A 13,156-nucleotide genomic window follows, 5' to 3' on the forward strand; every position below is an offset into this window, starting at 1 on the left:
GCTGCCCGTCAGGATTCCGGAGGCACCGACATATCACGGTATTTCACCAGGATCGGGTTCTGCACGTCCGCTTTGTTTTGCAGATCCCACAGCCCGCGATCGATACCATCGTTGATTAAGAAGATCACGCCGGTTTCAATGGCTGACATCAGACACATCATGACCGGTTCGTTAGAGGTGTAGCCAATTTCTCCCTCCAGCAGGCGCTGGTAATCGATGAAGCGGAATACCCCAGCCTGAACTTCATAAGACAAAATCGTTTTGCTGGTGTTGACCGAAGAGAGCACTTCACCGGTACTGACGTTCACGACGCGCAGGTTAACCGCAATTTGGTCGAGCTGGTACTGGGTATCTGCGCCGATACCGAAGTAGCGCGCGCCCACGCCACCCGATTTCACGTTGCTCTCGTAACCGATAATCGACCCTTCAATCATCACGTTTGCGGCGGCCAGAGACTGCAGAGGCATCCGGTTATTGTCCGCAACGGTGCCATTCTCCTGCGCGGCACGAATGATTTTTCGTTCATTTAACAGGTTCTGAAGCCCCTGGCGTTCCAGCGGAATAAACCAGTGCGAATCTTTAAGTGCAGTCACCAGCATGGCGGTGGCGCTTTGCGGCACCGCGGTGGAGAAGTTACTTGCCGGATAAGGTTTAAATTGTCCGGTTTCATCCTGAATGTTGTATACCGAGACAAATATCTTGCCCGTAGGTGAAGGCAAATGGGTTAAATCACGGTAACTTTGGGCCCGCGGCATTAATGTGGGTTTTGCAGCTTCTTTAGGCGGAGCAGTTAAACAACCGCTCAATAAGCACACTGCAACAAATATCAGGAAGCGCTGCATGGTCGTTGTCCTTATTTAGCTATTGTTTAAAAGTCAGTTGAATTATTTTGCAGGCCGGAAACCTCTATGGTGGAAGTTTTTCCGGTTTTACGATCGGTCACATTCAACTGGAGCTGTCCGTCCCTGTTGGCGATGTCGACGATAAAGTCGTTGGTCATCATTCGGCCGGGTTTGCCGGTATTAATGTTGGTCAGCAATCCCCCTAAAATCTGCGACTGGATAGCCTGGGTGAAGTTATCCAGTGCGGAAGGGGTATCAACGGTAAAATCCTGAAAGCTCGGATCTTTATAGGAGTTTTGTGCCTGAGCTTGATTCAGCAGAAAGGCACCGTTGTTGGGGTTACCGCCAAAGTTAGGGTTACGGAACTGGAAGGTCATATTTCCGGCCCAGCTCAGGGGAGCAATAAGCATGATCGAAACAACTGCATATGCAATACGCATGACAGCCTCCGCATATCGGTTCGCTAGAACTCATCTTTTGCTAAATCGCTGGTGCTTAATAGGGCTTTATCTATTTGCAGGCGATTAATAGCGTCTTCAGTTTGAGCCAGTGCTAAGGCTACGTTTTTTTCGAAGTCTGTTTTCGAGGGGAATAAAAACGTTTGATAAATAACGTCCTGATTGGCCGTTATGGTTATCCAGCTTCCCCATCGTGCACTGGGCCGCTCGTTGATTGTTAAATTACCCGTGTAGGGACTGTCCCATTTATCGCTGAAGGCCCGGTAAAAACTGTGCCCGATCGATGAAACAGTGTGGTCAGTTAACAATCCGGGAACTTCGACCTCAACGGCCTGCAGGTTCCCTGCAGCGAGCAGGAGACTCGCTGCGGCGATCCAACTCAACGTGCGCTTCATGTGATTAACGCCTGAGGTTATCGTTTGCCCATGAAACCGCCTGAGTTCGGTTTTTAACAGCTATCTTCTTGAAAAGATTATAAAGGTGCGTCTTTACCGTATTTTCGCTGATAAATAACGAACGGGCGATTTCAATATTTGAAGCACCAATGCGTAATTTGTTCAGGATCTCTTTCTCACGGTGGGTGAGCAGCGCTGATTCCGAACTGTTATAGCGGTAATTTCCGGAGTGCGTGATGAGGTAGCTGGCCAGCTTTTGCGAGAAATAGCATTCGCCGCGCAATATGCCTTGTAGACCATCTACCACCCGAACTTCTTCTTCAGTGACGTAGAACACGCCATTGATATGCGGCCAGCTTTCAATATCTCTGAAAGGATATTCATCAGGCGTATTCAATAATAACACGCGGATATTATTGTTTTTCCTGCTTAAGTTATCTTGCCAGTAATGGATAAGCTTTTTATCGGCTTCCATCATATCAAACAGAATGATGCTGCCAGGCGCAATATCATCAAAAGAACGTTGAATATTATGCAATTTCCCGTTCAGTGATAGAGATTGCTTTAAATGTTGTAATAAAGCTGTCGCTTGCAGAGAAGGTTTTGTGATCAACAGTAATGTATGACCATGTAAACTATGGACTTCATTATACATGATGAAACCCCACTTATTTTTGGCACCTGACAGCCGCCCTCTCTGTAAAGAAGAGGGCACCAGAAGTACTGACAGATGTTGCACTGCTGTGTGTAGAATCAGAACATAACCTCCACAGGGAGGTAAATATAAAACCAATTTCGTACATCTAATTTCAATCTAGCTTTTACGAATTTTAAAGCAAGTGTTAATCATGTAACAAGATGTAAAAATCAATATTAATTTGTTAAAATTGCAGATTTTTAATGTTGCTATTTGATATGAAAGTTGTACATGGAAATAGTAGTGCATAGATTTTAAAAATCATACAAATATAATTAACTAGTTAATATTTATAAGTATTTATTATTTTGTTTAGTTTGTACCCAGGTATGAGTAACTGATACTTTCTAAGTCATGCCGTTCTGGTTTTTCTGGCTTAAGAAAACTCGCCTTGTGTCACGCCCTGAAGAAAATGTCATCCTGGCGTTACGCTTAAACAACGCGGGAAGGGGCATGGACGGCTGTCTCGCCGTTGTACAACATGTCGCGCATAAATATTTCATAAAAAAATAAAAACGGCCTGTGTAATGCCTTTTATGGTGCAAATTACAACTTTGTGGTGACCTGAAAAATAAAAATAAGCCGCGCGGGTGAGATATTTAAAATGTTTCAGCGGACATACTCTTCACCGTAACGACGCGTTAACAAAAACGAGTCGTTTAATACGAAATACGATCAGGGTGTTTTCAGGTAGCCGGGTCCAGGGTGACAACATGAAAAACACATCGTTATTTTTGATGTTTACATTACTGGGTGCGCCTGGATTTGTAACCGCCGCGAATTCAGATTTGGCAAACGCTGAATATAATTTTGCGGTTAATGAATTAAGTTATTCATCATTAAATCAGGCAGCCATTATTGGTCAACAGGGCGTATTTAATGACGCTCAGCTTCGCCAGGAAGGATCGAAACTCTTGTCCGTCATTTCTCAGGATGGGGCAGGCAACAGAGCGAGAGTTGATCAATCAGGGACTTACAATATTGCCTGGATCGATCAGAGCGGTAACGGGAACGATGCAGGTATTACGCAGGATGGATATGGTAATAGTGCGAAAATTATCCAGAAAGGGTCGGGTAATAGAGCAAATATTACGCAGTACGGTACGCAGAAAACCGCAGTTGTAGTGCAGAAACAGTCGCAGATGGCAATTCGCGTTATTCAGCGCTAGCTATTTCGCGACGACGTTAATCAATCCGATGGGGGTTTACCATGAAATTTATCAAAGTGGCAGCACTTGCAGCAATCGTCGTTTCTGGTAGTGCTATGGCTGGTATGATTAATCAGGGCGGATGGGGTCATGGACACGGTCATGGCGGAAACAGTGGTCCAAATTCAACCCTGAATATTTATCAGAACGGTGGCGGTAACTCCGCGCTGGCGTTGCAGACAGATGCCAGAAATTCCGTTCTTAATATTAGCCAGACCGGTGGCGGTAACGGGGCTGATGTCGGTCAGGGTTCTGACGACAGCAAAATCAACCTGACCCAGAACGGCTTTGGCAACAGTGCGACACTCGACCAGTGGAACAGCAAAAAATCCGTTATGAATGTTAGCCAGTACGGCGGCCTTAACGGTGCGCTCGTAGACCAGACGGCGTCTAACTCCACCGTCAACGTTACCCAGATCGGCTTTGGTAACCACGCGACAGCGCATCAGTACTGATACTGAAATCTGTACTACAAAAAAACAGGGCCGATGCCCTGTTTTTTTTCGGGAGTTCCTCATGAATACCTTCATTCTCCTTGCCGCGCTTTCCGGGCAGATAACCTTTCAAACGTCACAGCAGGGAAATATGACGACCATTATTCCGCAGGTCATTTTGACGGAACCGTGTGATTGTCAGGTTCAGATCCTCTCTTTGAAGGAAGGGCAGAGTGGGCAAAGTGCTTCGCGACAGCAAAATACCCTTTTTATTCCCGCTAATCAGCCGATTGATTTAACGCGGTTGAGTTTAACTATTTCTGCGGAAGACACGATAAAAATCGTTGTCACCGTCACGGATGGAAAAGCGCTTCATTTATCACAGCAGTGGTCGCCAGCCGGGGGTGCGCTGTAAATATTCATGAAATCAATGCATTGTGAATATTTGCCGTTGAACTAAGCTGTTATCAGGAACTACGTTGTTAGGTTCCGTAACGTCAGCCTTCGTTTGCATAATGAAGCGCGTTTGCCCCTCATGGACGATTTTCATTGAGGAGTACATATCGTGACCCACTCTTTTGCACCTCTTATTTCAGGTCTGGGCCTGCTTGTTTCGGCATTTATCGCTCCAGCTTATTCGGCCACGCTCGCGCAGGGCGGCGTTATTCACTTTCGCGGCGCAATCGTTGCTGACCCTTGCGAAGTTACCCAGCAGCAGCGGCAGCTGGCGGTGTCGTGTCCGGAAAAAAATCGTATGCAAACGCGTATGGTGAGTTACGGCGACGCGCTGAACGGCAAGGCGACGGCTTCCGGCCTGGCGACAGTGAATATGACGTACCTGAATCCTGAAAAAACGCTCGCGGTTGTTCAGATCCAGTACCGTTAATACCCGTGCGCGCCCGTCGGCGGGCGCGGTTTTATGCCTATCGTTTTTCTCAATAACCCCTCTGCGATACACTTATAAAAAAGGCGGGCAGCAGAGGGGCTTTATGAAACCGCAAATTGAAGTTATTCATGGCGATATTACGACAGTTCATGTCGACGTCATCGTCAATGCGGCCAATCCTTCCCTGATGGGGGGAGGAGGCGTAGACGGCGCTATTCACCGGGCTGCCGGACCGCAGTTACTGGAAGCCTGTAAAATCGTGCGTCAGCAACAGGGTGAATGCCCACCGGGCCATGCGGTGATTACGCTGGCGGGCAACCTTCCTGCCAAAGCGGTGATTCATGCTGTCGGGCCCGTGTGGCACGGCGGAGACCAGCATGAAGCGAGCCTTCTGGAGGAGGCATACCGAAACTGTCTGCGGCTTGCCGCCGACAACGGCTATAAAACGATGGCGTTCCCGGCCATCAGCACCGGCGTGTATGGATATCCTAAGGCGGCAGCGGCGACCATCGCCGTCGAAACGGTTTACCGCTATTTGTCGCTTAAACCGCTGCCAGAAAAGGTGATTTTTGTCTGCTTCGATGAAGACACCACGCATCTTTATCAGCGGCTTTTGACTCAGCGCAGACAAGAGCTGGAGAGCTGAAGCGAAGGCGGCGCACCGTGAGTGCGCCGCACTGCTCAGGCGGCTTTCGGCTGAGGCTTTCCTGAAAACAGGAAGCGCAGAAGAGGGATCCGCAGATGGATCTCGTAGAGTACGACGGCAATCCCCACCACAAACACCAGCCCGGTAAAGAAGCCCAGCGTGTTGGATGCGATATGCGGCGTGATGTATGCCCCGAAGAACAGCGTCAACGGGTGGTGCACCAGATAGATAAACAGTGAGGCATTGACGAAGTAGGTCACGCGGCTGGACTTAAAGTTCAGCAAACGGTGGCCGAGCGCGAACACCACGTTCACCATCCACAAGCCCAACAGCATGGTGATCACGCTTTCTGTTTCATACATCCAGGCGTCGCCACTCCCGTAGCGCTGGTTCAGCAGGTAGGCCGCAAACGCGATGGCCGCACCCACCGCGCACCACGGTGACGGGGTGGTAAACAGCGCTTTAAGCCTTGGATGAATAAAGGCCAGCGCGCCAATTAAAAAGAACGGAATGTAGAACAGCGACTGCATCACCACAAAATTGAACAGGCCGTCGCTCAGTATCGGTGGATAGACAATAAACAGCGTGCGTCTCACCGCGGCATAAGCGATCCCCAGCAGTAAGAAGAGCACCGACAGTTTGCCCAGCGTGACGTTAGCGAAGAAAGAGTCTGCTGTTGTGCTGAGATGACGGCGCAGGCGGCTGAAAATCACCAGACTGACCGTGGTCAGCACCACCAGAACCAGCAGGAACCAGAGGTGAGACACCAGCTCCCAGACCAGCGTGTTGTACTTTTCATACAGCGAGAGATTCGGCCAGTTCTCCGCCTTGCCTTTAACGTATTGCAGCATAATGAACTGCGGCAGCGTCAGCAGCGGTATGGCGGTTAACATGGGAATACCTACGCGCTCTACGCGCACTTTCCACCAGCGCTTAAGCGGATAGCGTAAAAAAAGCATGTACGAGAAATAGCCGGAGATGACAAAAAACACCTGCATGCGGAAGGCGTGAATAAAGTCATTAAACAGCGTCAGCCACCAGGAGGGCATCTGGCTATTAACATGCCACGTGTGGCTGGAGTAAATCAGTGAAATATGAAAGGGGATCCCCAATAGCATCAGCCATGCCCGGATCGAGTCGAGGAAATATTCCCGTTGTATCGGTGTTGTGCTCATATAACGTTGCGCATTCTCAGACTTTTCGCCTTATCCCTAAGGCTCATAATGGTTACATTCGACGCCAACCCTACACCAAGACCGACACACTGTCTCCAGGATAAGCACGCAAAGTGAATAACGGGTTCTTTCATTTGCTTAATCCATGAGCCAGCAGCTGAACAAAGCAGTGATTATGTTGTCGGATTGCCTGAGTTTCCATTAAAATGGATCGGATCGATATAAGCACACAAAGGGGGAAGTGCTTACTTATTATGAAACATAAACCACAGATGATGAAAATGCGTTGGTTGGGTGTTGCGGTGGTGTTATCACTGTATACCTCATCGGCACTGGCCTTTAACATCGACGATGTCGCAAAACAGGCAAAATCGATGGCAGGCAAGAGCTACGAAGCGCCGAAAAGTAACCTGCCCTCCGTTTTCCGCGACATGAAGTATGCGGACTATCAGCAGATCCAGTTCAACCACGATAAAGCGTACTGGAACAATGTTAAAACCCCGTTCAAGCTTGAATTTTATCATCAGGGTATGTACTTCGACACGCCTGTTGCCATCAATGAAGTGACGGCGACCGCGGTACGTAAGATCAAGTACAGCCCGGATTACTTCAATTTTGGCAATGTGCAGCACGACAAAGATACGGTGAAAGACCTGGGCTTCGCAGGCTTCAAGGTGCTTTACCCGATCAACAGCAAAGATAAAAACGACGAAATCGTTAGCATGCTTGGCGCCAGCTACTTCCGCGTGATTGGCGCGGGGCAGGTGTACGGGCTTTCTGCGCGCGGTCTGGCTATTGATACCGCGCTGCCATCAGGTGAAGAGTTCCCGCGTTTCCGCGAGTTCTGGATTGAGCGTCCAAAACCAACGGACAAACGTCTGACTATTTATGCGCTGCTGGATTCCCCACGCGCAACTGGTGCCTATCGCTTTGTGATTATGCCAGGTCGTGACACGGTCGTTGACGTGCAGTCTAAGGTTTACCTGCGTGACAAAGTGGGCAAACTGGGCGTCGCTCCGCTGACCAGTATGTTCCTGTTTGGGCCGAACCAGCCGTCACCGGCAACCAACTTCCGCCCGGAACTGCATGACTCCAACGGTCTGTCTATTCATGCCGGTAACGGTGAGTGGATCTGGCGTCCGCTGAATAACCCGAAACATCTGGCGGTCAGCAGCTTTGCGATGGAAAACCCGCAGGGCTTTGGCCTGCTGCAACGTGGCCGTCAGTTCTCTCGCTTTGAAGATCTTGACGACCGCTATGACCTGCGTCCAAGCGCCTGGGTTACGCCGAAAGGCGACTGGGGTAAAGGCAAGGTAGAGCTGGTTGAAATTCCAACCAACGACGAAACCAACGACAACATCGTCGCATACTGGACGCCGGATCAGCTGCCGGAAGCCGGTAAAGAGATGAACTTCAAGTACACCATTACCTTCAGCCGCGACGAAGATAAGCTGCATGCGCCGGATAACGCGTATGTGACGCAGACTCGCCGCTCTACGGGTGACGTGAAGCAGTCTAACCTGATCCGTCAGCCTGACGGTACGGTAGCGTTTGTCGTGGACTTCACCGGCCAGGATATGAAGAAACTGTCTCCTGATACTGCGGTGTCGGCCCAGGCCAGCATCGGTGACAACGGTGAAATCGTAGAGAACACCGTGCGTTACAACCCGGTAACCAAAGGCTGGCGTCTGACCCTGCGCGTGAAAGTGAAAGATCCGAAACAGACCACTGAAATGCGTGCTGCGCTGGTCAGTGAAGATCAGCCGCTGAGTGAAACCTGGAGCTACCAGCTACCTGCCAATGAATAATACATCTGAATATATTGATGCCATGCCGCTGACGGATATCGAAAAAGCGGCGCTGCCTAAGAGCGACATCCGCGCGGTTCACACCGCGCTGGATGGCGAACATCGTCAGTTTTCCCGTGATGATGATACGCCGCTGGGGTCAGTCAAGGCGCGTCTGGAGCAGGCCTGGCCGGACTCGCTGGCAGAAGGGCAGTTGATTAAAGACGACGAAGGACGCGATCAGCTTCAGGCGATGCCGAAAGCGACGCGTTCCTCAATGTTCCCCGATCCATGGCGCACCAACCCGGTTGGCCGCTTCTGGGATCGCCTGCGCGGGCGTGACGTCACGCCGCGCTATCTGTCGCGCCTGACGAAAGAAGAGCAGGCCTCCGAACAGAAATGGCGTACCGTGGGGACAATTCGCCGTTATATCCTGCTGCTTCTGACGCTGGCGCAGACGGTTGTCGCGACCTGGTATATGAAAACCATTCTGCCTTACCAGGGCTGGGCGTTTATCAATCCGACGGACATGATGGGCCAGGATCTCTGGGTCTCCTTCATGCAGCTGCTGCCGTATATCCTGCAGAGCGGCATTCTCCTGCTGTTCGCGGTTCTCTTCTGCTGGGTCTCTGCCGGTTTCTGGACCGCGCTGATGGGCTTCCTGCAGCTGCTGATGGGACGGGACAAGTACAGCATTTCGGCGTCAACGGTCGGGGATGAACCCCTCAATCCCGAGCACCGTACCGCACTAATTATGCCTATCTGTAACGAAGACGTTGACCGCGTATTTGCGGGGCTGCGTGCAACCTGGGAGTCCGTAAAGGCAACCGGTAATGCGGCGCATTTCGACGTTTACATCCTGAGCGACAGTTACAACCCGGATATCTGCGTGGCAGAGCAAAAAGCCTGGATGGAGCTGATTGCGGAAGTGCAGGGCGAAGGACAGATCTTCTACCGCCGCCGCCGCCGTCGCGTGAAGCGTAAAAGCGGCAACATCGATGACTTCTGCCGCCGCTGGGGTAACCAGTACAGCTACATGGTCGTGCTGGATGCTGACTCCGTCATGAGCGGTGACTGCCTGAGCGGTCTGGTGCGTCTGATGGAAGCCAACCCGAACGCGGGGATCATTCAGTCTTCGCCAAAAGCATCCGGCATGGACACCCTGTACGCGCGCTGCCAGCAGTTCGCCACCCGTGTTTACGGCCCGCTGTTTACCGCCGGTTTGCACTTCTGGCAGTTGGGTGAGTCACACTACTGGGGCCACAACGCCATTATCCGCGTGAAGCCGTTCATCGAACACTGTGCGCTGGCGCCGCTGCCGGGCGAGGGTTCGTTTGCCGGTTCGATTCTGTCGCATGACTTCGTGGAAGCGGCGCTGATGCGTCGTGCTGGCTGGGGCGTCTGGATTGCCTACGACCTGCCGGGATCGTACGAAGAGCTGCCGCCGAACCTGCTGGACGAGCTCAAGCGCGACCGCCGCTGGTGTCACGGTAACCTGATGAACTTCCGCCTGTTCCTTGTAAAAGGGATGCACCCGGTTCACCGTGCGGTGTTCCTGACGGGCGTAATGTCTTATCTCTCCGCACCGCTGTGGTTTATGTTCCTCGCGCTCTCCACTGCGCTGCAGGTCGTCCATGCCCTGACGGAGCCGCAATACTTCCTGCAACCGCGCCAGCTGTTCCCGGTGTGGCCGCAGTGGCGTCCGGAGCTGGCGATTGCGCTGTTTGCTTCCACCATGGTGCTGCTGTTCCTGCCTAAGCTGCTCAGTATCATCCTGATCTGGTGCAAAGGCTCGAAAGAGTACGGCGGATTCTTCCGCGTCACCCTTTCGCTGCTGCTGGAAGTACTGTTCTCCGTGCTGCTGGCGCCGGTGCGTATGCTGTTCCACACCGTGTTTGTGGTCAGTGCATTCCTGGGCTGGGAAGTGGTCTGGAACTCACCGCAGCGTGATGACGACTCCACGCCGTGGAGTGAAGCCTTCATGCGTCACGGGTCTCAGTTGCTGCTGGGCCTGGTGTGGGCGGCCGGGATGGCCTGGCTGGATCTGCGCTTCCTGTTCTGGCTGGCGCCGATTGTCTTCTCGCTGATCCTGTCGCCGTTTGTGTCCGTGATCTCCAGCCGTTCAACGGTAGGGCTGCGTACCAAACGCTGGAAACTGTTCCTGATCCCGGAAGAGTATTCCCCGCCGCAGGTGCTGGTGGATACCGATACCTATCTGGAGCAGAACCGTAACCGCACGCTGGACGATGGCTTTATGCACGCCGTGTTTAATCCGTCATTCAACGCTCTGGCGACGGCAATGGCCACCGCGCGTCACCGCGCAAGCCAGGTGCTGGAGATTGCCCGCGATCGTCACGTTGAGCAGGCGCTTAACGAGACCCCGGAAAAACTCAATCGCGACCGTCGTCTGGTGCTGCTGAGCGATCCGGTCACGATGGCAAGACTTCACTATCGCGTATGGTCCGCTCCGGAGAAGTACTCTTCGTGGGTGAACTACTACAAAGAGCTGAAGCTGAACCCGCTGGCGCTGAAGGCGAAGTAAGCGGTTAAGCAAGGCGGGTAAGCAAAGCGCCACCCGTCAGATAAAATACCGGCTGTGAGGCCGGTATTTTTTTAGAGGTTACTGATGAAAATAATCATCGTCGTCATGATGGCATGCCTGCTGAGCGGTTGCGGCAGCATCATCAGCCGCACCATTCCAGGTCAGGGCCATGGCAACCAGTACTACCCGGGCGTAAAATGGGATGTCCGTGATTCCGCATGGCGCTACCTGACGGTGCTCGATCTGCCGTTCTCGCTGATTTTCGACACGCTGTTGCTGCCCATCGATGCCAGCCACGGCCCGTACGAGTAGCGTAAATTAACGCTCGTCCCATTCATCGGCTGCGGTTTGACCTTCTTCCGTATCCAGCGGTGGCTCGAGCTGAAATTCGCCCTCATCCCACTCGTGCAGCGTATTCTCCTCCAGCCATTCCTGGCGTAACTCGATTTCGTCATAGTCGCCATCAAACACGGCCTGCGCACCTGCACCGCTCAGGACCGGCAAACATTCTCCTTCTTCACCTTCATCGGCAAAGAACTCGGCCTGCCACATAATATCTCCATCCTGCAGAACATATTTTTGGATATTAAGTTGTTGCACGTCAGCATCTTCTTCCTCAACGCCGGGATTATCGGCAAGGAACTCTTCACGAGCGGCATCAATAGCTTCTTCCAGCGTGGCGTACATGGTCATTGGTGTCTCCCTGTTTTCCAGAAGGTTTCAGGGAAAGAATAGCTGAATATCAGATTCTGCAAGTATGAATGCGAAAATAAGCCGTCAGGCGTTCTTCTTATTCCGTCACCGGCCGTAACGCGCGGGATAAACTGAACCACGAGTAAATCGCGTTGAACAGCACCACGCCTGCCGTCACGATAAAGACGGCGCGAAAACCGAAGCTGGCGGAAATACCCGCCCCGAGAAGCGGCCCGGTGACGTTACCGATATCGCGAAACGACTGGTTATAGCTAAAGATACGCCCGGCAATCTGGTTCGTGGAGTTGTAGACCAGCAGAGTCTGTACGGCGGGCAGCAACGCCCCGTCGGCGGCGCCCAGCAAAAAGCGAAGCACACCCAGCTGCCACGGAGAGTGCACCATCGACATGGGGATAAGCAGCAGAACGGAAATGATCAGTGCGCAGATCAGGATCTTTTCCGGGCCGACCCGGTCACCCAATTTCCCCAGTCTCGGTGCGCTAACCAGCGCCGCCACGCCGGGCACAGAAGCAATCAGTCCGCTGATAAACGCAATATTGCTGACGTTACCCGCCAGGTCGCGAACGTATAGGGTGAGAATAGGAGCGATCGATCCGGTTGCCACCTGAATGATCAATGTCGTTACGAACAGGCTCAGCACCAGTCTGGGATTTTTAAGCGAGGTCAGCACGTCTCTGGCGTGAAGCATCTCTTTTTTGGCGACGGGCGTAAATTTTTCACGGATGCAGACCAGGGTGACGATAAAGCACAGGAACAACACGCTGGCGGTGATGAAAAAGACCGGGCGCAGGCCGTAGTTATCCGCCAGTAATCCCCCCGCCAGCGGCCCAAGCAGGGCGCCGCTCACGCCACCGGTTGAGAGCGTGCCAAGCGCCCAGCCGCTCTTATGGCGAGGAATTTGCGTGGCGATCAGGGCGTTCGCGTTGGGAATAAATCCGCCCAATAAGCCCAGCAATGCGCGCAATATCAGGAACTGCCAGACGTTCTGCGCCACGCCCATCAGCGCCATGATAATCGCCATCCCCAGCGCCGAACGCAGCAGCATGATTTTACGTCCCTTGCGGTCGGCAAGGCCGCCCCAGAAGGGCGAGGCGATGGCGGAAAAGAGAAACGTGATGCTGAATACCAGGCCAGACCACATGTTGAGTGCGCTATGGCCCGTCACGCCCAGCTGTTCGACGTAGAGCGGGAGGAAAGGCATGACCAGGCTAAACGCCGCGCCGGTAAGAAAACAGCCAAGCCACGCAACCGTGAGGTTACGCTTCCAGTTTATGGGGGCATCTGAGGGTGTCATAACAATCCGCATAGTGAGGTGCAGAGCACCTGAGGCATGAAGTAATAAGCCTGCTAATTATGCGCCTGGGTTATGATT

General features: G+C 52.4%; 15 protein-coding genes. 8 read left to right on the forward strand and 7 right to left on the reverse strand.

Annotated features, from left to right (window positions below):
- Window positions 1–8 precede the first annotated feature (8 nt).
- Genes csgG through csgD form a run of 4 tightly spaced genes read right to left on the reverse strand, consistent with a single transcriptional unit; the run spans window position 9 to window position 2,350 of the window.
- A complete protein-coding gene (gene csgG, locus OKF39_RS09395; protein ID WP_028012674.1) occupies window positions 9–842 on the reverse strand; it encodes a curli production assembly/transport protein CsgG in 834 nt (277 codons plus the stop codon).
- Between the two features lie 26 nt (window positions 843–868).
- A complete protein-coding gene (gene csgF / locus OKF39_RS09400) occupies window positions 869–1,282 on the reverse strand; it encodes a curli production assembly/transport protein CsgF (RefSeq protein WP_028012675.1) in 414 nt (137 codons plus the stop codon).
- Window positions 1,283–1,305: 23 nt separating this feature from the next.
- Window positions 1,306–1,695, reverse strand: coding sequence for a curli production assembly/transport protein CsgE (gene csgE, locus OKF39_RS09405; RefSeq protein ID WP_028012676.1), 390 nt, complete (start codon window positions 1,693–1,695; stop codon window positions 1,306–1,308).
- 4 nt (window positions 1,696–1,699) lie between these two features.
- Window positions 1,700–2,350 (reverse strand): biofilm master transcriptional regulator CsgD, encoded by a 651-nt coding sequence (gene csgD / locus OKF39_RS09410; RefSeq protein WP_028012677.1) that lies wholly within the window; start codon window positions 2,348–2,350, stop codon window positions 1,700–1,702.
- A 755-nt stretch (window positions 2,351–3,105) separates the two neighbouring features.
- Between csgD and csgB the strand changes: the two genes are divergently transcribed.
- The 5 genes from csgB (at window position 3,106) to ymdB (ending at window position 5,566) form a co-directional block, all read left to right on the forward strand.
- The gene (gene csgB, locus OKF39_RS09415) at window positions 3,106–3,561 is read left to right on the forward strand and encodes a curli minor subunit CsgB (RefSeq protein ID WP_028012679.1); all 456 of its coding nucleotides are present in this window, start codon (window positions 3,106–3,108) and stop codon (window positions 3,559–3,561) included.
- A 41-nt stretch (window positions 3,562–3,602) separates the two neighbouring features.
- Window positions 3,603–4,055 carry a curli major subunit CsgA gene (gene csgA, locus OKF39_RS09420; protein WP_047368274.1) on the forward strand — a complete coding sequence of 151 codons (453 nt, stop codon included), beginning with the start codon at window positions 3,603–3,605 and terminating at the stop codon, window positions 4,053–4,055.
- 61 nt (window positions 4,056–4,116) lie between these two features.
- On the forward strand, window positions 4,117–4,449 hold the full coding sequence (csgC, locus tag OKF39_RS09425; protein WP_048959416.1) for a curli assembly chaperone CsgC: 333 nt from the start codon (window positions 4,117–4,119) through the stop codon (window positions 4,447–4,449).
- Between the two features lie 150 nt (window positions 4,450–4,599).
- Entirely contained in the window at window positions 4,600–4,920 is a 321-nt protein-coding gene (locus OKF39_RS09430) for a fimbrial protein (protein ID WP_048959417.1), read from the forward strand.
- A 103-nt stretch (window positions 4,921–5,023) separates the two neighbouring features.
- On the forward strand, window positions 5,024–5,566 hold the full coding sequence (gene ymdB, locus OKF39_RS09435; protein ID WP_028012683.1) for an O-acetyl-ADP-ribose deacetylase: 543 nt from the start codon (window positions 5,024–5,026) through the stop codon (window positions 5,564–5,566).
- A gap of 35 nt (window positions 5,567–5,601) precedes the next feature.
- Here ymdB and mdoC read toward each other — a convergent pair whose 3' ends face one another.
- A complete protein-coding gene (mdoC, locus tag OKF39_RS09440) occupies window positions 5,602–6,741 on the reverse strand; it encodes a glucans biosynthesis protein MdoC (protein ID WP_041910534.1) in 1,140 nt (379 codons plus the stop codon).
- A gap of 254 nt (window positions 6,742–6,995) precedes the next feature.
- Between mdoC and mdoG the strand changes: the two genes are divergently transcribed.
- From mdoG to OKF39_RS09455, 3 genes are all read left to right on the forward strand, one after another.
- On the forward strand, window positions 6,996–8,549 hold the full coding sequence (gene mdoG, locus OKF39_RS09445) for a glucans biosynthesis protein MdoG (RefSeq protein ID WP_028012685.1): 1,554 nt from the start codon (window positions 6,996–6,998) through the stop codon (window positions 8,547–8,549).
- Window positions 8,542–11,070 carry a glucans biosynthesis glucosyltransferase MdoH gene (gene mdoH, locus OKF39_RS09450; RefSeq protein ID WP_041910533.1) on the forward strand — a complete coding sequence of 843 codons (2,529 nt, stop codon included), beginning with the start codon at window positions 8,542–8,544 and terminating at the stop codon, window positions 11,068–11,070. The genes mdoG and mdoH overlap by 8 nt, the downstream gene beginning before the upstream one ends.
- 84 nt (window positions 11,071–11,154) lie before the next feature.
- On the forward strand, window positions 11,155–11,382 hold the full coding sequence (locus tag OKF39_RS09455; RefSeq protein ID WP_013097162.1) for a YceK/YidQ family lipoprotein: 228 nt from the start codon (window positions 11,155–11,157) through the stop codon (window positions 11,380–11,382).
- Window positions 11,383–11,388: 6 nt separating this feature from the next.
- Here the strand turns inward: OKF39_RS09455 and OKF39_RS09460 are convergent, their stop codons facing one another.
- Both OKF39_RS09460 and mdtG read right to left on the reverse strand, forming a co-directional pair.
- Window positions 11,389–11,763, reverse strand: a complete 375-nt coding sequence (locus OKF39_RS09460; protein ID WP_028012687.1) for a MysB family protein — start codon at window positions 11,761–11,763, stop codon at window positions 11,389–11,391.
- A gap of 97 nt (window positions 11,764–11,860) precedes the next feature.
- Window positions 11,861–13,078: a multidrug efflux MFS transporter MdtG gene (gene mdtG / locus OKF39_RS09465; protein WP_045630082.1), complete on the reverse strand. Its 1,218-nt coding sequence runs from the start codon at window positions 13,076–13,078 to the stop codon at window positions 11,861–11,863.
- Window positions 13,079–13,156: the final 78 nt, after the last annotated feature.

The sequence above is a fragment of the Enterobacter cloacae complex sp. HYC042_NIDB genome (assembly GCF_056673315.1).